This window comes from Mycolicibacterium gadium (genome assembly GCF_010728925.1).
GTDB classification, from domain to species: domain Bacteria; phylum Actinomycetota; class Actinomycetes; order Mycobacteriales; family Mycobacteriaceae; genus Mycobacterium; species Mycobacterium gadium.
Genome location: NZ_AP022608.1, coordinates 4,064,227 through 4,085,726, shown reverse-complemented (window position 1 = coordinate 4,085,726; position 21,500 = coordinate 4,064,227). Strand labels below are relative to the sequence as shown.

Annotated in this window: 9 protein-coding genes; 4 read left to right on the top strand and 5 right to left on the bottom strand. The window is 67.6% G+C overall.

The features are described from left to right. Window positions 1-5 precede the first annotated feature (5 nt). Genes pks13 through G6N36_RS20150 form a run of 4 tightly spaced genes read left to right on the top strand, consistent with a single transcriptional unit; the run spans window position 6 to window position 9,446 of the window. Window positions 6-5,399, top strand: a complete 5,394-nt coding sequence (gene pks13, locus G6N36_RS20165) for a polyketide synthase Pks13 (protein ID WP_163688632.1) — start codon at window positions 6-8, stop codon at window positions 5,397-5,399. Window positions 5,400-5,403: 4 nt separating this feature from the next. Further along, complete coding sequence (locus tag G6N36_RS20160; protein WP_163688631.1) at window positions 5,404-6,954, top strand: acyl-CoA carboxylase subunit beta; 1,551 nt, start codon at window positions 5,404-5,406, stop codon at window positions 6,952-6,954. 16 nt (window positions 6,955-6,970) lie between these two features. After that, complete coding sequence (locus G6N36_RS20155) at window positions 6,971-7,981, top strand: DUF4331 family protein (protein WP_163688630.1); 1,011 nt, start codon at window positions 6,971-6,973, stop codon at window positions 7,979-7,981. Window positions 7,982-8,009: 28 nt separating this feature from the next. Then, window positions 8,010-9,446, top strand: a complete 1,437-nt coding sequence (locus G6N36_RS20150; protein WP_163688629.1) for a serine/threonine-protein kinase — start codon at window positions 8,010-8,012, stop codon at window positions 9,444-9,446. Between the two features lie 6 nt (window positions 9,447-9,452). On the opposite strand, the gene G6N36_RS20145 is transcribed toward G6N36_RS20150, so the two are convergent. The 5 genes from G6N36_RS20145 to G6N36_RS20125 all read right to left on the bottom strand — a co-directional run bounded on the left by G6N36_RS20145 (window position 9,453) and on the right by G6N36_RS20125 (window position 21,491). After that, window positions 9,453-10,742 (bottom strand): HNH endonuclease signature motif containing protein, encoded by a 1,290-nt coding sequence (locus tag G6N36_RS20145; RefSeq protein ID WP_163688628.1) that lies wholly within the window; start codon window positions 10,740-10,742, stop codon window positions 9,453-9,455. A 52-nt stretch (window positions 10,743-10,794) separates the two neighbouring features. Beyond that, window positions 10,795-11,706: an MBL fold metallo-hydrolase gene (locus G6N36_RS20140; protein WP_163688627.1), complete on the bottom strand. Its 912-nt coding sequence runs from the start codon at window positions 11,704-11,706 to the stop codon at window positions 10,795-10,797. Then, entirely contained in the window at window positions 11,703-14,900 is a 3,198-nt protein-coding gene (locus G6N36_RS20135; protein WP_163688626.1) for an arabinosyltransferase domain-containing protein, read from the bottom strand. Before G6N36_RS20135 ends, G6N36_RS20140 begins: the two co-directional genes overlap by 4 nt. 8 nt (window positions 14,901-14,908) lie before the next feature. Beyond that, window positions 14,909-18,184 carry an arabinosyltransferase domain-containing protein gene (locus G6N36_RS20130; protein WP_163688625.1) on the bottom strand — a complete coding sequence of 1,092 codons (3,276 nt, stop codon included), beginning with the start codon at window positions 18,182-18,184 and terminating at the stop codon, window positions 14,909-14,911. An 88-nt stretch (window positions 18,185-18,272) separates the two neighbouring features. After that, window positions 18,273-21,491, bottom strand: a complete 3,219-nt coding sequence (locus G6N36_RS20125) for an arabinosyltransferase domain-containing protein (RefSeq protein ID WP_163688624.1) — start codon at window positions 21,489-21,491, stop codon at window positions 18,273-18,275. Between the last annotated feature and the right edge of the window lie 9 nt (window positions 21,492-21,500).

Genomic DNA, 21,500 nt, shown 5'->3' with positions numbered 1-21,500 from the left:
TGAACATGGCTGAGACACAAGACGATTCGCAGCAGCAACCCGAGACCCCAGCCGAGGCACCGGTCAAGCGTACCGATGTCTCGGTGCCCGAATTGCGCGAGTGGATGCGCAACTGGGTCGCCAACGCGACGAACACGTCGCCGGACTCCGTCAACGAGTCGGCACCGCTGATCGAGCTGGGCATGGCGTCCCGTGACGCGGTCGCGATGGCCAGCGACATCGAGGACTACACCGGCGTCGTCGTCACGGCGACCATGGCGTTCCGGCATCCCACCATCGAGTCGCTCGCGACCGTCATCGTCGAGGGCGAGCCCGAGCCGGAGTTCACCGGCGATGAGGACTGGTCGCGGACCGTCGACGAGGGCCGCACCAACATCGCGATCATCGGCATCGGCACGCGCTTCGCCGGTGACCTCAACACACCGGACGAGATGTGGCAGGCGCTGCTCGAGGGCCGCGACGCCATCACCGACCTGCCCGAGGGCCGGTGGTCGGAATTCACCAGCGAGCCCCGCATCGCCGAGCGGGTGAAGAAGGCACGCACCCGCGGCGGTTACATCTCCGACATCAAGGGCTTCGACGCCGAGTTCTTCGCGTTGTCGAAGATGGAGGCCGACAACATCGATCCGCAGCAGCGGATGGCCCTCGAATTGACGTGGGAGGCGTTGGAGCACGCCAGGATTCCCGCGTCCAGCCTGCGCGGCGAGAATGTCGGTGTCTTCATCGGTAGCTCGGTCAACGACTACATGTTCATGTCCGTGGCCGACCCGTCGGTGGCGCACCCGTACGCCATCACCGGTAACTCGAGCGCGGTCATCGCGAACCGGGTGTCCTACTTCTACGATTTCCGCGGGCCGTCGATGGCCATCGACACTGCGTGCTCGTCGTCGCTCGTCGCCGTGAACGAGGGAATCAAGGCTCTGCGTGCCGGGGACGCCGACGTGGTGCTCGCCGGCGGTGTCAATGCACTGATCACCCCGTTGGTGACGCTGGGCTTCGACGAGGTCGGCGGCGTGCTGGCGCCGGACGGCCGGATCAAGTCCTTCTCGCAGGACGCCGACGGCTACGCCCGCTCCGAGGGCGGCGGCATGGTCGTGCTCAAGCGTCTCGAGGACGCCCGCCGCGACGGTGACGACATCCTCGCGGTCATCGCGGGCGGCGCCGTCAACCACGACGGCCGTTCGAACGGCATGCTCGCCCCGAATCCCGATGCGCAGGAAGCGGTTCTGCGCAAGGCCTACAAGGACGCCGGTATCGATCCGAGGACCGTCGACTACGTCGAGGCTCACGGCACCGGCACCATCCTCGGCGACCCGATCGAGGCCGACGCGCTGGGCCGCGTCATCGGCCGCGGCAGGCCGGTGGACAAGCCCGCGCTGCTCGGTGCGGTGAAATCCAATGTGGGCCATCTGGAGTCGGCCGCCGGTGCGGCGAGTCTGGCCAAGATGGCGCTGGCGCTGAAATACGACAAACTGCCGCCGTCGATCAACTACACCGGACCCAACCCCTACATCGACTTCGAGCGCGAACGTCTCAAGGTCAACGACGTCGTTTCCGACTGGCCGCGCTACAGCGGCATCGCCATCGCCGGTGTCTCCGGCTTCGGCTTCGGCGGCGCCAACGCGCACCTGGTGCTGCGCCAGGTGCTGCCGACCGATCTCATCGAGCCCGAGCCCGAGAAGGCGCCGGTCCTCGAAGCCGCGGCGCCGGAGAAGCCCGCGGTGTACGTCGGCGGGGTGCTGGTCGAGGACGACGACGAAGACGACGATTACGGCGATGTCGAGCGCGATCCCGAATTCTACGGTGCGACAACCGAAGCCGAGCATGAGCTGCCCGGCCTGACCGACGAGGCGCAGCGCCTGTTGGCGATCGCCCGCGAGGAACTGGAAGCCGAACAAGCCGAGAACCCCGTCAAACCAATCGTGCCACTGGCGGTTTCGGGGTTCCTGACGTCGCGTAAGAAGGCGACTGCCGCCGAGCTTGCGGACTGGATCGAGAGCCCCGTCGGCCAGGGCACGTCGCTGGAGGCCATTGGCCGTTCGCTGTCGCGGCGCAACCACGGGCGTTCGCGCGCCGTGATTCTCGCGCACGACCACGAGGAGGCGGTCAAGGGTCTGCGCGCCATCGCCGACGGAAAGCCGAACCCGCTGGTGGTCAGCGCCGACGGACCCGTGACCAATGGCCCGGTCTGGGTGCTCGCCGGTTTCGGCGCGCAGCACCGCAAGATGGGCAAGAGCCTGTACCTGCGCAACGAGACGTTCGCCGAGTGGATCAACAAGGTCGACGCCCATGTGCAGGACGAGCGCGGCTACTCGGTGGTCGAGCTGATCCTCGACGACTCGAAGGATTACGGCATCGAGACCACCCAGACCGTGATCTTCGCGATCCAGGTGGCGCTCGGTGAGCTGCTGAAGTCGCACGGCGCGAAACCCGGTGCGGTGGTGGGCCAGTCACTGGGCGAGGCCGCCGCGGCGTACTTCTCCGGCGGGCTCTCGCTGGAGGACGCGACGCGCACCATCTGCTCGCGCGCGCATTTGATGGGCGAGGGCGAGGCCATGCTGTTCGGCGAGTACATCCGCCTGATGGCGCTTGTCGAGTACTCGACCGACGAGATCAAGACCGTCTTCTCGGACTTCCCCGATCTCGAAGTCTGTGTGTACGCCGCGCCGACCCAGACCGTCATCGGCGGACCGCCGGAGCAGGTCGACGCGATCATCGCGCGCGCCGAGTCCGAGGGCCGGTTCGCGCGCAAGTTCCAGACCAAGGGCGCCAGCCACACCCAGCAGATGGATCCGCTGCTCGGAGAACTCGCCGCCGAGATCCAGGGCATCGAGGCGCACCCACTGCAGACCGCCTACTTCTCGACTGTGCACGAGGGCCAGCTGATCCGCGCCGGTGCCGACCCGATCCACGACGTGGATTACTGGAAGAAAGGCCTGCGGCACAGCGTGTACTTCACGCATGGCATCCGCAACGCCGTCGACAACGGGCACACCACGTTCCTGGAGCTGGCCCCGAACCCGGTGGCGCTCATGCAGGTTGGGCTTACGACGGCGAGCGCCGGTCTGCACGACGCCCAACTGATCGCGACGCTGGCCCGCAAGCAGGACGAGGTCGACTCGATGACCACGGCCATGGCGCACCTGTTCGTGTACGGCCACGATCTGGACTTCCGCACTTTGTTTCCTCGGACGTCCGGAACGCGGCCTGACTACGCCGCAATCCCGCCCACCCGCTTCAAGCGCAAGCCGCACTGGCTCGACGTGCACTTCGCCGGTGACAGCGCCGCAGTGATACCCGGTGGCCACGTTGCGACACCGGACGGCAGGCACGTCTGGGAATACGCGCCTCGCGGTGCCACCGACCTGGCGAATCTAGTGAAAACCGCTGCGACACAGGTGCTTCCGGATGCCAAGATCACGGCGTTCGAGCAGCGCGCGGTTCCCGCCGACGATGCGCGGCTGGTCACCACGCTGACCCGCCACCCCGGCGGCGCGACGGTGCAGGTGCATGCGCGCATCGATGAGTCCTTCACGCTCGTATACGACGCCGTCGTCACCCGTGGGGGCCAGACGGCCGCACTGCCCGTCGCAAGCGGCGCAGCTACCGTCGCGGAGCAGGACCTGGCGGAGGATGACGCTCAGCCCGATGTCGTCGCTGACGCGACTCCAGAAATCCTGCAGGACAACCTCACCGCAGGCGCGGGCCTGGCCGCGAGCTTCGCGAAGTGGTCACCGGACACCGGTGAGACCATCGGTCAGCGGCTCGGCGCGATCGTCGGAGGCGCAATGGGTTACGAACCCGAGGACCTTCCGTGGGAGGTGCCGCTGATCGAGCTCGGCCTGGACTCGTTGATGGCCGTGCGGATCAAGAACCGCGTCGAGTACGACTTCGACCTGCCGCCGATCCAGTTGACCGCGGTGCGTGACGCCAACCTGTACGCGGTGGAGAAGCTGATCCAGTACGCGATCGAGCATCGCGACGAGGTCGACCAGCTCGCCGAGTCGCAGAAGGGACAGACCGCCGAGGAGATCGCCGCCGCGCAGGCGGAGCTGATGGGTGGCGCGACGACGGTCGCCGAACTGGAGGCCAAGCTGGCCGAGGCCGGGCATCCCATCGCCACCGAAGCCGCCGACGCCGAAGCCACGGAGGTCACGGCCGCGGAGGCCATCGCCACGGATGCCGTGGAATCGCAGGTGGCACCGGCCATCCCGCCGCCGCCGACCGACCCTCGCGGCCCGTCCGCGTCCGGACCATCGCAGTCGACGGTCGCCGCCGCGTCCAAAGTGCTGACCCAAGAGGCGGTGACCGAGGCGCTCGGCTCGGACGTGCCGCCGCGCGACGCCGCCGAGCGAGTGACGTTCGCGACGTGGGCGATCGTGACCGGTAAGTCCCCGGGCGGCATTTTCAACGAGCTGCCGACCATCGACGACGACACCGCGGCCAAGATCGCCGAACGCCTCACCGAGCGCGTCGACGAGGGCACCGTCACCGCCGACCACGTGCGTGGCGCCAAGACCATCGAAGAGCTGTCCACCACCATCAGGGATTACCTGGAGGGCGGCAAGGTCGATGGCTTCGTGCGGACCTTGCGCGCGCCGCAGGAGGGGTCCAACGACATCCCGGTGTTCGTGTTCCACGCCGCCGGCGGATCGACCGTGGTGTACGAACCGCTGCTGAAGCGGCTGCCCGCGACCACCCCGATGTACGGCATCGAGCGCGTGGAGGGCTCGATCGAGGAGCGCGCCAGCGAGTATGTGCCCAAGCTGATGGAGATCAACGGCGACCGGCCGTTCGTGCTGGCCGGCTGGTCGCTGGGCGGTGTGCTGGCCTACGCGTGCGCGATCGGGCTGAAGAAGGCGGGCGCCGACGTGCGCTTCGTCGGCCTCATCGACGCGGTGCGGCCCGGGGAACCGATCCTGCAGACCAAAGAGGAGACCCGCAAGCGCTGGGACCGCTACGCACGGTTCGCCGAGCGCACCTTCAACGTCGAGGTGCCCGAGATCCCGTACGAGGAGCTCGAGGCGCTCGACGACGAGGGTCAAGTGAGGTTCGTGCTGGACGTCGTGAGCCAGAGCGGGGTGCAGATCCCCGGCGGCATCATCGAGCACCAGCGCACGTCGTACCTGGACCAGCGGGCCATCGACCTCGCCGAGATCCAGCCCTACGACGGCCACGTGACGCTGTACATGGCCGACCGCTACCACGACGACGCGATCTACTTCGAGCCCGCGTACGCGACCCGCAAACCGGACGGCGGCTGGGGCGAGTTCGTGTCGGAGCTGGAGGTGGTGCCCATCGGGGGCGAGCACATCCAGGCCATCGACGAGCCGTACATTGCCAAGGTCGGCGCACACATGAGCGAGGCGCTGAACCGAATCGAGTCTCAGGAGAAGTAGGCGAGTGACCAACAAGACCACCGCGGAGCTGCTGGCCGATCTTCACGAGAAGCTGGAGTTGGCGAAGGAACCCGGTGGAGAGAAGGCCATCGCCAAGCGTGAGCGCAAGGGCATCCCGAGCGCCCGCGCCCGCATCCACTCGCTGGTGGATCCGGGCAGCTTCCTCGAGATCGGCGCACTGTGCAAGACACCCGGGGACCCCGATGCGCTGTACGGCGACGGCGTCGTCACCGGCCACGCCACCATCAACGGCAGGCCGGTGGGTGTGTTCAGCCACGACCAGACGGTGTTCCAGGGTTCGGTCGGTGAGATGTTCGGCCGCAAAGTCGCCAAGCTGATGGAGTGGGTGGCGATGGTCGGCTGCCCGATCATCGGCATCAACGACTCCGCGGGTGCGCGCATCCAGGACGCGGTGACGTCGCTGGCGTGGTACGCCGAGCTCGGTCGTAGGCACGAGATGCTGCGCGGCCTGGTGCCCGAGATCTCGCTGATCTTCGGTGCGTGCGCGGGCGGCGCGGTGTACTCGCCGATCCAGACCGACCTCGTGGTGGCGGTGCGCGATCAGGGCTACATGTTCATCACCGGTCCCGACGTGATCAAGGACGTCACCGGCGAGGACGTCACACTCGACGAACTCGGCGGCGCCGACAATCAGGCGCGCTACGGCAACATCCACCAGGTGGTGGAGTCGGAGGAGGCGGCGTTCCAGTACGTCCGCGATTACCTGAGTTTCTTGCCCTCCAACACTTTTGACGATCCGCCGATCGTCAACCCGGGTATGGAACCCGACCTCACCCCGCACGACTACGAGCTCGATTCGATCGTGCCGGACGCGGACAACCAGGCCTACGACATGATGGAGATCCTGCTGCGGATCTTCGACGACGGCGACGTGTTCGAGGTCGGCGCGCAACGCGGGCAGGCGATGATCACGGCCTTCGCGCGGGTGGACGGTCGCCCGGTCGGCGTCATCGCCAACCAGCCCATGTACCTTTCGGGCTCGATCGACACCGAAGCCTCGGACAAGGCGACGGCGTTCATTCGGTTCTGCGATTCCTACAACACCCCTTTGGTTTTCGTGGTCGACACCCCTGGCGCGCTGCCCGGTGTGGAACAGGAGAAGGGCGGCATCATCAAGCGCGGCGGCCGGTTCTTCAACGCGCTCGTGGAGGCCGACGTGCCGAAGATGACGGTCATCGTCCGCAAGGCCTACGGCGGCGGGTACGCGGTGATGGGTTCCAAGCAGCTGGCGGCGGACCTCAACTTCGCCTGGCCGACCGCGCGCATCGCGGTGATCGGCGCCGAGGGCGCGGCACAGTTGTTGGTCAAACGCTTTCCGGATCCCACTGCCCCCGAGGTGCAAAAGATCCGCGCCGATTTCATCGAGGGCTACAACCTCAACATGGCAACGCCATGGATCGCCGCCGAGCGTGGCTACATCGACGCGGTGATTCAGCCGCACGAAACCCGGTTGCTACTGCGTAAGTCGCTGCGCCTGCTGCGGCAGAAGCAGATCACGCGGGTGCAGCGAAAGCACGGCCTGACGCCGATCTAGCCGCGATAATCTTCCTGTGTCCAACCACTTCACGGGGCTGAGCCTCGGCCCGCCCCTCGGTGATCAGCGTCTCGATCTGTGCGATCTGTACGCGTTCCAGTCGCCTGCCGACCCGGCGCGCACCGTGCTGATCCTGAACGCGAATCCGAATGCCGACGCACTGCACCCCGAGGCCATCTACCGGCTCGCCGTCGACAACGACGGCGACCTGCAGAACGACATCGCCTTCAGCTACGTCTTCTCCCCACCGCAGGAGGGACGTCAGAGCGTCGACGTGTACCTCGCACACGGTGACGACGCAAAGGAACCAGAAGCCGTCGGCGAGAAGATCTTCGACGCGGTGGAGGTGTCGTTCGGCAAGAACCCCGACATTCACCAGTCGGGTGGATTCACATTCTTCGCGGGTGCGCGCAGCGATGCGTTCTTCTTCGACTTCGACGGCATCAAGAACCTGTTCGACACGTCGGGAACGCGCAACTTCACCTCGCCCCACCTTGCCGAGCTCGGCGGAAAGTCGCCGTGGACCGGCCAGGACTCCAACACAACCGCCAACGTGTTCTCCACCGTGCTCGAATTGCCCACCGAATACCTCGGGGCCGATCCCGACATCCGTATCTGGGGCCGCTGCAGCCTCCGGGAGAACGGAACGCTCAATCACGTCGACCGGGCCGGCCATCCTTCGGTCAGCAGCTTCTTCAACACCGACGACACCAAGCTGGAGTACAACGCCAGCGAACCGGTCCGCGACCGCGAACGCTGGATCGAGCAGTTCATCCACCTGATGGGCCATACCGGCGGCTACTCGCGCGAGCAGGCCATCGCGGCGATCGACCGGGAGGGCACGCTGCCCGACATGTTGACGTTCAATCCGGCGAAACCTGCAAAGTACCCGAACGGCCGCACGTTCACCGACGACGTCATCGACTACCGCCTGGCCTTCCTGACCAAGGGTGAGTGCCCGCCCAGCGGGTTGAGCCCGCATACGGACACCCTGTCGGAGTTCCCTTACCTCGGCACACCTCACTGACGGTTCCGCAGGGAACTACTATTCGGCCATGCCGCTCGCGGAGGGACAGGAGCTCGCCGGGTACACCATCGTGCGCTCACTCGGCGCCGGCGGCATGGGCGAGGTGTACCTGGCCCAGCATCCCCGGCTGCCGCGCTATGACGCGCTGAAGGTGCTCTCGGCAACCGTCTGCGCCGACAGTGAGTACCGGGAGCGGTTCAACCGGGAGGCCGACATCGCGGCCACGCTCTGGCACCAGCACATCGTGGAGGTGCATGACCGCGGCGATGTCGACGGCCAGTTGTGGATCTCGATGGACTACGTCGACGGCACCGATGCGCACCGACTGTTGTCGGAGAGCTACCCGGACGGTATGCCTCCCGACGACGTCGTGCGCATCATCACCGCCGTCGCGGACGCCCTCGACTACGCGCATGACCGCGGGCTGCTGCACCGCGACGTCAAGCCCGCCAACATCCTGCTGGCCAACTACGGGACCAACAACGAGCGGATCATGCTGGCCGATTTCGGGATCGCCAGACGGATCGGGGACGGGGCGACCACGAATCTGACGGCCACCAACATGACCGTTGGCACCGTCGCGTACGCCGCTCCGGAGCAGCTCATGGGCGAGGGCATCGACGGCCGGGCCGACCAATATGCACTGTCGGCAACCGCCTTTCAGCTGCTGACCGGGACGCCACCGTTTCAGCATGAGAACCCCGCCGTCGTCATCAGCCAGCACCTGACCGGTGACATACCCGCGATCGGTGCCCGCAGGCCCGAATTGTCCAATCTCGGACCGGCTTTCGAGAAGGCGCTCGCGAAGTCGCCGAAGGACCGGTTCGCCAAGTGTGTCGATTTCGCCCGTGCGCTCGCTCATCGGACGGACGCCACCATCTCCGGTTCCGGCCCGGCGTGGCACTCCGGTCCGGCAGCCATGGCCGCCCATTCGGAGCCGACGATGTCCGCGCATTCCGCTGCGGCCGCATCCAAACCCAGACATGCCAGGGCCGAGACCCCGTCTGGCCGCCGATGGGTGCTGCCCGCGGCCGTCGCGGTGCTCGTGATCGCCGTCGCCGCAGGCGCTTTCGTGCTGTTCGATCGTGGCCGCGATCGGTCGGCGGAGGCCAAGGCGCCGCCGACGACCGCGTCGGCACCGGCGCCCGCGTCGCCGGGGGGCGTGGCCCTGCCGGTGGTGGTCGTGGGGGCGGAGTGCGGCACGCTCGGTGAGGCCGGGCTCACCGAGACCGGCGCTCCGGCGTACTGTGCGCACCTGCCGACCACCGGCGCGACGATCTGGTCGATGTATCCCGGTCAGATCTCCAGTCCCACAGTCACTCCCGGGCCCGACGCTGTTGCACTCCCCTCGGAGAGCCAGCAGCCGGTGCTCGTGTGCATGGAGCAGACCGGACAATCACACGTCGACTGCCACAACGACATCCTCGAGGTCGACGACTCCGCGACGCCGACTTCGTCCCCGTAGCGCCGTCTAATTGTCGGTGGGTCGTGTGGGTCGTGTGGGTTGGAAGGGTGTGTACCACTTCCATTGGGCGCGTTCGCCGATCGGTCCGCGGTAGGGCGGGACGTCGGGTGGGGGCCGATTCGGCGGCCGGGCAAGGGATCCGGAACCCAGTCTCTGCCCGGTGCTGTCGGTGACGGTGATGTTGGGGGCGGGTCCGGTGATGGTGATGGCGCCGCGGTGATGGGCCCGGTGATGGTAGGGACACAGCAGTACGAGGTTGTCCAGGTCGGTGGGGCCGCCGTCTTCCCAGTGGATGATGTGATGGGCGTGCAGACCACGGGTGGCGTGGCAGCCCGGCACTGCGCAGGTCCGGTGGCGGTATTCCAGGGCTCGGCGTAGCCGGCGGCTGATGGTGCGGGTGGTGCGCCCGGCGCCGATGGGTTGGCCGTCGCGTTCGAACCACACCTCACAAGTCGCGTCACAGCTCAGGTATTGGCGATCGGCGTCGGACAGCAATGGACCCAGATGCAGCTGGGCGATCTGGTCTTTGACGTCGAGGTGGGCCACGATCGTCGTGTGCTGGCCGTGTGGGCGGCGGGCGGCCTCGGCGTCTAGGCCGGAGTGGACCAGGCTCATGAACGCCTGGCCGTGGGTGGGAAACGGTGGCCGGTGTTCGGCGGGCAGGTCGTCGTTGTCGTGGTCGCGTTTCCACTGCGCGATCGCGGCATCCAGATGTGACTGTAGGGCGGCGTCGAAGGTGGCGGCATCCAGGTGCGACAGGCCTATTTTCCAGTAGGTGTACTGGTCATCGCTGTGGGTTTTGGTGATCACCGGCGGATGTTCCGGTTCAGGTTGGGGTTCGGGTTCGGTGTCGCGCCAGGGGTCGGGTTCTGGTGGCAGGGGTGGTTCTTGTTTGAGCGCGGTGTTGAGCTGGCTGACCGTGGCGGATTCGGCCAGGCTCACGTAGTGCGCATCCGATCCCTCACCGGCCTTCTCGGCGATGATGCCGACCTGGTCCAGCGACAACCGACCTTCTCGCAGGCCCGCCATGCACAGCGAAAACTCCTTGGCACGGTGCGCGATAGCGGTGATCTTCTCGGCATTTCTCGTCGAGCTGCCGGTCTTCCAGGCCACCAACGCCGAGATCGAGCGACAGCCGGTGATACCCCACAGCCTGTCGTGATCCATCTCCGCCACGATCTCCACGATGCGCCCGTCGATGGCGTTGCGCTGGCCCATCAACTCGCCCAGCTCCTCGAACAGCACCTCAAGACGGTCTTTGGGCCGCAAGACCGGGGCGTCGAGCGTCGTGGACATGACCCCATCACAGCACGAGGGTCCGACAAGTATTGGGCTACAAGTCGGTTCGTCAGATCGGCGGGAATTCCAGCCAGTCGTCGACCATGAACGCGTCGCCGCGCGCAACCACCGTCGCGCCGCCATGTCCCGGATAGTGCGCGGGGATCACCGTCGCGCGCCGCCGCGCCGCCTCGGTCAGCACGCGTTTCCGGGTCACCGCCGCGGCGTCGAAGTCCTCGTCCCACGCACACGGATCGTTGGGCCGGTGCAACTGCATCGGGCAATGGGTCAGGTCGCCGACGAACACGGCGGGCTTACCCGCGTCCAGCCACACCACCGAAGCGCCCGGCGTGTGTCCCGGGGCGGGACGCAGCCACAGCGAATCGCTGAGCTGGTGGTCGCCGGACCACATCTCGACCTGGCCGTCCACCGGAGACACGCTGTCCGCGAACACCGTTCGGACATGCTGCTGCGTCGCTTCCGCTTCGGGAGACTCGGGCTTCGACGTCTGCGCCGGACCATCGGGGCAGAAATGCCGGTAGTCGGCTTCCGGTACCAGGTAGCGCGCGTTGGGGAACGTCGGCACCCAGGCCTCACCCTCGCGCCTGGTGTTCCAGCCGACGTGGTCGAAGTGCAGATGGGTGTTCACGACGACGTCGATGTCGGCGGGGTCGAAGCCCGCACGTCCCAGCACACCCAGGAAATCGGTCTGCAGATGATCCAGCACCGACATCAGTGGTCGGGCCTTGTCGTTGCCCGCGCCGGTATCGATGAGCACGGTCTGCCCGTCGACCTGAATGACCCAGATCTGCATGGCGATTCGCCAGCCGTCCTCATCCCAGTAGGTCGGCTGGAACTCCGTGTCCTCGCGCCAGACCTCCGACGGCGTAAAAGGGAACACCTCGGTCGGCAGATTGTCGACCTGGGTCTCGATGACACGCGTGAGCGTGGCGCCGCCGAGACGAACCCGGTCCGATGTCATGCCTTGATCCTGATGTGTCCGGGTGAGTAAAGCCCGCTGTGGGTGGCGGTGCCGAAATCGAGGGTGGCGGGTTCGGCCTCGACGATGGTGTCGAACTTGCGCAGTGACCCCCAATCGCGGCCCCAGTCCTGCGACAGGTAGGTCGCCATCACCTGGGCCCGCAACAGCAGGTCGGTGATGCCGAGTAGGCCGCCGTTGCGCCCGTCCTGCCAGGTGTCGGCGCTCTCCATCTTGGCGTCGTGGTCGGACGTGATCCGGAACTTGGGAATGTCGGTGACGCCATTGGCGTGCAGCATCGGCTGCTGGCACGGGAATGCGAGCCCGACCTCCCAGTCCATCAGCACCGGCTGCTCGGAGCCGACGAATTCCTGCACCGAGCGCAGTTCGGGTACCCGCGGTGGCGTCACGGCGACCCAGTCGCCGGGTGTCAGCGACAGGTCCTCGGCGACCACTCGCACCGCGATGGCGTCCGCGGGGATATCCGAGCGGGCGAACCGCAGATTGCGCCAGGACGGGATGGGGCCGAGGTCGTAGGGTACGAGCCTGCCCGCCGGTACCGGCGCACCGTCGGGCCCCGGGAGCGCGTACTCCAATTCGACCGTCTGCCCTTCGGTACGGGCGTTGAAGACGCTGTCGCCGGTGATCGTTCCCGCCGCGGTGACGACAACCAGAGGATGCGCATCGTCGGGTGCGGGCAGCTCATACCAGGCTGAGGTCAGTCGGCTCTGTTGTTGGGGGCCTTCGACGTAGGTACCCGCTACCGGAACCAGGGCTGGGTCAAGGTCGTACGGCAGCGGCACCGTCGACCCGTTGACCCCGGGGGTGTCGAGTTCGATCGGTGCGTCCCAGTCGTAGTCGGTGCCCGGCTGGGGCAGTGTCCTCCGAAGCGCCTCGGCCACAGTGCGTTCGGGCACCCCATTGGATGTGAACCCGACCGGGTCCGTGCCCCCCAGCGGGCCGAGCGGACCCCAGGAGCCAGCGGCCAGTGGTGACATGAAGCCTTGATTCGGATCGGGTTCGACGAGCACGTCGTCGGCCAGCGCGCAGCCCCCGGTGAATGCCCGCAGATTCGACCACGCGTTGGAGAACGTCGGGTACTGGCGGGCGACCCCAGCGAGCATCGACGCGATGAACACCACCACCATGAAGCCCGCGGCGATCGGAATCGGCGCCGCGGTCAGCGCTCGCGTGAGGCGGCCCTCGGGTCGTGTGGGGGACGTGAAATGCAGCCACGCCGCCCACACCACGGCGATCGCGAACAACGCGAAAAATATTGTGCTGAGCGTGATTCCGCCGATCTTCGGCATCGCATTGTTGAACGGGACGCCGTAGCTCGACACGTACCACCAGCCGTTGTGGGTGGCGAAGCCCAATGCAAGCACGAACAGCACCGCCGCCACGAACGCCATCCGGTTTCGTGACCACCGCAGTACCGCCGGCGACACCAGCACGGTCGCCAGCGCCGCCATGGCCGCCCCCACGGCTGCGAACAAACCGAGGTGGTGGGTCCACTTGGTGGGCGCGAACATCAGCAAGAAGATGGTGCCGAGGATGATGCCCATCAACCGCCACGCCGGACCACGCGCTACACCGGGAACACGCTTGCGCCGCAACATGATGAACATCGACACGAACAGCGACAGCGCGGTGATCAGGAAGCCGAAGCGGCGCGCCAACGAGCCGTCGACGGTCGGCAGCATCAGGTAGTAGTACCGAAGGTTCTCGGTGTACCACTCCTGGTTCGGGCCGATGTCGGTGCGAATTCTGGTGGCTTCCAGCACCGTTGCGAACGTCTGATCGGCGAACACCACGGTGAGGATCACTGTGCCGGCGGCCAGCAGCGGCGCCACCAGCGGCCATGTGCCGACGACGCGATGGCGGCGCACCAGGATCCGCAGGATCGGGCGTCCGCCGGCCAGCAGCGCCGCCACGGCGATCAGCCCAGTCGGTTGGACGCCGAGCGTGAATGCCGCCGTGACGATCGCCAGCGCAGCGGGTGTCATCCGGCTCGAGATAATGGCCCGCTCGATCAGCACGTAGGTGATCAACGCGCCGACGGCGATGATCGGTTCGGGTCGCAGTCCGTTGTTGAACGGCATCCACGCCGCCAGCAGGACGAGTCCGGCCGCCCACGTCGCCGCCCTGCTCGACGCCACTGCCGGGCCCAGCCGGGGCAGCACTTCGCGCGACAGCAGCAACCAACTGACCAGGGCGGCCACCAGCGACGGCAACCGAATCCAGATGCTGGCGTCGCTGACCGACGTCATCAATGCCAGCAGGTTGTAGTACCAGCCGAACGGGTCCTCGGGGCTGCCGAACCAGCGGAAGTAGTTCGACATGTAACCGGCGTGGCCTGCGATGCGGGCCATGCCCAGGATGTAGCCGTCGTCGGAGGAGTTGGCGCCGATCACGTACCACGTCAAGAAGCCACCGACGACGGCCACGTCGGTGGCGCTGAAGGTGCGCCACCGTGCGGGGATGGCACGCTGCATGCGCCGGCCGTCGAGCCGGTCCAGCCGCCACAGCGCCCCGACGGCGATCACCGTCGCGACGATCGCCAACAGCATCGCGGTGAGCTTCAACACCGTTGGTTGCGTGGTGAACCGGGTGTCGATGACCGCCGACGCCGAAAGTCCCGGCGGCGCAGGCCCGGTCAGGTCGGTGAACATCCCCACGATCTGGGGGCGCAGGTTGGGGTCGGGGAAGCCGCTCGTGAGGTCCTCGCCGGTGTCGGGGTCGGTCAGCCCGGCGAATGTCGCGAAAGTGCCGGCCTCCGAGGAGGTGATCTCGATACGCTGACAGGCCGCCGACTGTACCCGGGCGCGCGACACGCTGGCGATCACGACGTTGCGGTCGGTGATGTCGACGCGGTCACGGCCGACGTTGACGAACAGGGCCTGCAGCGCCGCCTGCTTGCCATCCTTGGGTGCGGTGCCCAGGATCATCCCGCCTGCCGGCGGCACCGCACGGATGACCTCGCAGGGCACCGTCGCCGTCATCGACACCGGGGTCAGCGAGATCAGCGGCGTCGTAACGTTGTTGAGTTGCCCCTCCTGAGGCCAGTTCAACGTCGCCGTGGTCTGCACCACCGGCAGCAGCGGCGTCGCGACCGACAGGACGAAGCCGATGAGCCCGGCGATCATCGCCACCCAGCGGGCGATCTTCACGTCCCGCCGGTCCCGAAGCTCAGTCATGGTCCCGTTCATGGCAGCGCCCTGATCGGTCCACTGCGACTCCACCCGAATATCCGCGCGGTGCCCTGCTCGATGACGGCATCGGGTGCCTGGCTGGCAGGCACCACCCGCTGGTAGCGCTCGATGGAACCCCAGTCGCGGTACCAGTCATCACGCAGGTAGCTCGGAATCGTGGACGTGCGTAGCAGCGCCTGAATGAACAAAAACGGGCCACCGTCCTGCGCGGACATCCACTGATTAGACGACACCGCAACCTGTTTGAGGTCTGGAAGGATCCGGTATTCCGGAAGTTCGGCGACCCCGAGGCGCTCTGCGAATGGCCGCTGACACGGGAAGTTGGCGGCGGTGGCGATGTCCATCAGCACAGGCGACTGCCCGAGGAACTGTCCGGCGGTCTGTAGCACCGGCACCCGCGGTGGGGTGAACGCGAACCACTGATCTTCACTGAGGTTCGGGTCGTCGGCCACGATGCGCGCCACGTTCGCCTCTGGCGGTGCCCACGCCAGTGGGAAGCGCAAGTTGCGCCAAGCCTTCTGGATATCCGGGCCGACGTCGATCGGTTGCACCGCGGCGAGCGCCTCGTACGTGCCGTCGGGCCTGTGCACGCCCCACTGCAGCTTCAATGACTGCCCATAGTTGAACGAGCCGTCCTCCTCGTAGTACCAAATGGCGCCCGCGGCGGCTACCGTGACGAGGGGCCGGGCGGGGTCGCGGGGGGGCAATTGGTACCACACCGAGGTGGCCTCGGCGGCGACGGTGTTCTCGTCGTAGCTGCCCATCACGGGTGTGGTGGCGGCGTCGAGGCCGAACGGCAAGAACACTCGCGACCCGTTCACGCCCTCGGGCCCGTATCCGCCGCCGGTGCCCGCCGCGTAGCCGATCGCGATGTTGGGTTCGTTGGGTGACCCGTCGGAGTTCACCGTCCCCGGGTTGGCCGTGATCGGCTCGGGGGGTTCGAGGGTGTCGCTGACGCCGTTGGGGGTGAAGCCCACCGGATCCTCGCCGCCGAGCGGTCCGTACTCACCGAACCGTTGACCCGGAACCGGTTGCAACATACCGGCATTGGTGTCCGGTTCGACGAGCACGTCGTCGGCCATGGCGCAGCTGGTGGAGGAGAGGCCGGACATCAGGGCTGCGACGTTGGCCTTAGCGGTGGTGTAGACGGGATATCGCTGGGCGGCGCCCTTGGCCAGTGAGCCGACTTCGAGCACCACCATGATGACGGCGACGACCAGCAGCGGCGTCGACGCCAGCGCCCGGTTGCGGCCGGTGCTGGCGACCTCGGTGTGGCCTGCGTAGTCCATGCGGAAGTGCAGCCAGCCGGCGAGCAGGCCCGTCAGGATCGCCAGCGCCAGGAAGATGGTCAGCACGGGGAACCCGGCGATCACCGGCTGCTTGTCGAACCACGGCACTCCGTAGTTACCGACGTAGAACCAGCCGTTGATACCCGAAGTCGCCCAGGCCAATACGAAAAGCAGCGCGGTCACGTACAGCGCGAGGTTGCGTCGGCTGTGCAGCCCGACCCTGGCGACCGAGAACGCGGTGACGGCGCCGAGTGCACCGGCCAACGCGGCGAACGCTCCGAACTGCACCGCCCACTTCGTCGGCGTGAACGTTAGTAGTAGCAGGCCGATGGCCGTCGTCCCGATCAGCCGCCACACCGGCCCGCGCGCCATGCCGGGCACCGCACTCCTGCGCAGCAGGACCGTGATCATGCCGAACAGGCACAGCAGCAGCACCAGGACCGCGAAGCGACGTGTCAGCGACGAATCGACGCTGTCCTCGACAGTGAGGAAGTAGTAGCGCAGGAACTCTTGATACCAGGCGATCGTGGGTCCGACGACGTACTTGATGCGTGCCGACTCGGCGACGGCGGCCAGGGTCTGGTCGCGGAACACGATCACGAAGATCAGCGCTGCCGACGAGAAAAGGGTGGCCAGCGGAGCCACTAGACCGTCAACGCTGCGACGGCTACGGATGATGCGGGCCACAGCGCGGGCGCCGACGAGCAGCGGCGCGAGCGCGATCAGGCCCTGCGGCGCCAGCGTCACCGAGAACGCGGCCACCACGATGGCGACCGCGAAGGGCAGCAGCCGTCGGGCGCCGATCGCGTACTCGACCAGTGCCCAGGCGGCGATGACACCGAACGCGATCAACGGCTCGGGACGCAGACCGTTGTTGAACGGCAGCCAGGCCGCCAGGAACACGGCTCCGGCGGTCCACACAGTGACGCGGTTCGCCGCCAGGCGCGCACCCAGCCGGGGTAGCACCCAGCGGCTCAGGATCAGCCAGGCGCCGATGCCGGCCAGCGTCGCGGGGATGCGCATCCACACGCTCGCGGTGCTGATCGCCGCGAGCTGCGCGAGCACCGACTGATACCAGTCGAAGGGCGCTTCGGCGGCGCCGAAGAAGCGGTAGTAGTTCGCGGTGTAGCCGGCCTCGGCGGACACCCTGGCGATGGTCAGGTTGTAGCCGTCGTCTGAGGACAGCACCCCGATGAGGTGCCAGAGCAGCAGCGTCCCGACGACTCCGATGTCGGCGAGCCAGGCGGTCCAGCCCACCCGCCAGAACCGCCGCCATGCGTGTGCGACCCGGCGAGAGCTCCGGCGGTCCAACACGGCCATCGACACCATCGACGCGATCACACAGACCACCCCGAGCACCATCACGGCCAGCTTGAGCGTTGTCGGCGAGGTGATGAACCGGGTGTCGATGTCGATGCGGCCCGACAGCCCCGCCTGCGCCGCCACCTCGAGATCGGTGAACACGCCGGCGACCTGAGGCTTCTTCTCCGCCGACAGGGTGCCCGCCGCGCCGGGGATGCCGATGAAGTCGGCGCCGACTTCGCCGGGGTTGGCCCAGAGGTGCAGCGTGCTGCACGCGCCGGATTCCACGGCGGGTCGGGGTGCCACCGCGGCGACGGAATCGCGCACCGCGACGACCACGACATCTTCGGTGGCGCGAACGAACAGGCCGTTTCGGCTGGCGTCGATACCGGCGGGCGGCACCGTCGACACGACCAGGCCGCCCTCCTCGGGCAGGGTGGCGACGGCCTGGCAGGGAATCGAGATGTCGAGAGCCAGGGGTGCGCCGGACACCAGCGGCGCGGTGATGTCGGTGATCAGCCCGTCGGGGCTCGACGTCTGGGGCCACAGGATGGTGGCGGTGGTCTGTTTGACCGGCAGCAGCGGGACCAGCCCGCACAGCAGCAGCCCGGCGATGCCCGCGACGACCGCGATCAGGCGCGCGAACCGGTAGGTCCGATCTTGTTCGTCGCGTGGCACGAGGGTCGATGGTAGGCGACGGGACTGTGCGAACCGACCATGCGGGGCCGTGCGCAGCCGCCCGAGTGGCCGCTCGACGCCGTTGTCGTCAGGACAGTCGCAGCGGCGCCGGGCTCCACAGCCCGCTACGCGTGGCCCTTCCGAGTTCCAGCCGCGCGGGTTCGGCGTTCGGGTACCACGGCGTGAGCTGCTGCAGCGCACCCCAGTCGCGGAACCAGTCGTCCTTCAGGTAGCTGGGCACCGTGGTGGCCCGCACCAGCAGTTCCGTGATGCCCAGCGGACCGCCGCCGAGGTAATCCATCACCGGTGAGTTGGCCTCGGCGCCGAACCGGTCGGGCAGGATGCGCCACTTGGGCACCTCGGTGAGGCCGTATTGATGGGCGAAGGGGCGCTGGCACGGGAACGCGAGGCCCACCAGCCAGTCCAGCAGTACCGGATCCTGGGTGCCGACGACATCCTGCAGTGTGCGCAGCTGTGGTATTCGCGGCGGGGTGACGGCGATCCAGTGCTGCGGGTTGAGGTCGTCGTCGTTGGCGACCAGCCGAACTTGGGTGGCGTCGGTGGGAATCGCGGCCATCGGCGCGCGCAGGTTGCGCCAGGCCGGCACCGCGCCGACGTCGGCGAACCCGACGCCGCCGCCCGGTTCGTCCGCCGCCGCCTGTTCGTCGGTCGCCCACTGCAGGGTGACCTCGCCCGGGTCGAAGCGTCCGGCGGCGGCGAGCACCAGCAGCGGGCCCGCGTCATCGCGGTTCGCGGGCAGCCGGTACCACGCGGAGCGAAGCTCGGCCGGCTGCTGGGTGCCGCTGCGCCAGCTGCCCAGCACCGGTGTGGTGGCCGGGTCGAGGCCGTAGGGCAGGCGGGCCCGGGATCCGTTGACGCCTGCCGCCGCGGTGGTGCCGCCCTCGGTGCCGGCCTCCCCCGCGGTCTCCTCCGCTTCGGGAGTGTCGGCGAAGTTGGTCGCGGTGCCGGGTCCGGACATCACTTCGTCGGCCGACACGTCCGATGGAATTCCGTTGGGCCTGAATCCTTCTGCGGCCACCGCGCCCAACGCGACGCCCACGGGGGTGTCGACCGGTTGCAGCATGGCGGCGTTCGGGTCCTGCTCGACGAGCACGTCCTCGGCCATCCCGCAGGTCTTACCCGCCACGGCCTCGAGGTTGGACCGACCGACGCTCCAGGCCGGATACTGGTCGACCATCGCCAGTGTCAGCGAGGACACCTCGAAGACGACCAGCAACCACGTCGCAATGGCCAACGGCGACTGGACAATTCGTTGCCAGCGGCTCGGCGGACCCGGCGGCGACATATCGCGGCCGGAGAAGTGGAACCACGCCGCGAGCAGCAGCGCGACGATCGAGAGCCCGAGCAACATGGTGGTGAAGCCGAACTTCCACTCAGGGAACTGGTTGGACCACGGCACCCCGAAGTTGGAGACGTACCACCAGCCGTTGACGGTCGCGAACGACAGCGCCATCACGAACAGCACCGCCGCAGCGAACACCGCGCGGTTGCGGCGCGAGCGCATCGCGACCGCGGTGACGGCGACCGCGGCCAGCGCACCGAGCGAGCCGGCCAGACCGGCGAACACGCCGAAGTGATGAGTCCACTTGGTCGGGGTGAACATCAGCGCCAGGAAAGAGATGACGGTGATGCCGATGATGCGTCGGCTCGGGCCCAGCGCGGTTCCCGGAATCCGGTACTTGCGCAGCGACATCGCCACCGACACCGCAAGGGTCAGCAGCAGGGTGAGCACCGCGAACCGGCGGGCCACCGAGCCGTCCGGGCTGGTGGTGAACAGCCGCTCGTAACGGATGTGCTCGTCGAACCAGCTCAGGCTCGGGCCGACCGCCGACTTGAATGTGTTGGCCTGCAGTTCGCCGGCCAATGTCTGGTCGCGGAAGATCAGGAAGATCGTCACCGTGCACGCCGCCAGGATCGGGGCGAGCAGCGCCAGATATCCAAAGCGCGAAGTATGCGCGGCCACAATGGTTTTCAAAGGCCCCACGGCGACCAGCAGCGCGCCGACAGCGGCGATGCCGGTCGGTCCGGAGAACAGCGTCAGCGCGCCGATGATGATGGCGATCGCGACCGGAAGCAACCTGCTGGTGGCCACCCCGCGTTCCACCGAGCACCAGGTGAGCAGGATGCCGAGCGCGATGATCGGCTCGGGACGCAGGCCGTTGTTCAGCGGCAGCCAGAACGCGAGGAACAGGCCCGCCGCCGTCCACGCCGCGGCCTGGCTGGTCTTGACGGCCTGGCCCAGGCGGGGCAGCACCTCGCGGCTGATCACCCACCAGCACGCCAGTGCCATCGCGAGCGTGGGCAGGCGCATCCACACGCTGTTGGTGCTGACGTGCGCCCACAGGGCCAGCAGGTCGTAGTACCACCCGAACGGCGCCTCGGGGGTACCGAACCATCGGTAGTAGTTGGCCATGTAACCGGCGTGTTCGGACACCCGCGCCATCGTCAGGATGTAGCCGTCGTCCGCGGTGTTGGCGCCGACGAAGTGCCACCACACCAACACCGCGGTGACCACGCCGTCCAACGGTTTGACCGACCACCAGCGCGGCGGCAGGAAGCGTTTGACCTTTCTGCCGTCGGCGGTGTCCAGAAGATGAAGCGCGGCCAGCGACACCACGGTCAACGCCACCCCGACGATCATCGCCAGGGTCTTCAGCAGTGTCGGTGAACTCGTGTACCGGGTATCCAGCGTCGCGGAGAACTCCAGGCCGGGCGGCGCCGGGCCGGACAGGTCGGTGAAGACACCGACGATCTGCGGGCGGAAGTCGTAGCCGCCGCGCTCACCGCGCAGGGGCGCGCCGGGGTCATCGGAGTCGGCCGACTTTTCCAGTCCGACGAATTCGCCGGTCACCTTGTCGGCCTGGGCGGTGAAGGTGAGTCGCTGGCACGCCGGGCTGAGCACTTGGCTCAGCGGTGCGCTGACCACCGGGGTGTTGCGGACGATGACGAGCAGGTCGCTGTTGACCCGTTCGATGAGCAGACCGCGGTCGATCGCCTTGGGCGCCTGCTTGGGCACCGTGGACAACAGCACGGTCCGGCCGCGGTTCTCCTGACCGGCGAGGCCGGCCGCCGCGCTGCACGGCACCGAGATCGTCAGATCGGTGGCTACGTAGCCGATCAGCGGCGCATCGACGCTTTGCAGCACCCCGTTCTGCGGCCAGTTGAGTTGCGCGGTGGTCTGCGTCACCGGCAGCAGCGGGGTGGCGATCGCCAGCGCCGCTCCGACCAATCCGGCGACGATGGCGATGAGCCGTGCAGTCCGGTGGTTACTCCCGGCGGCGATCACGGGGGTTGA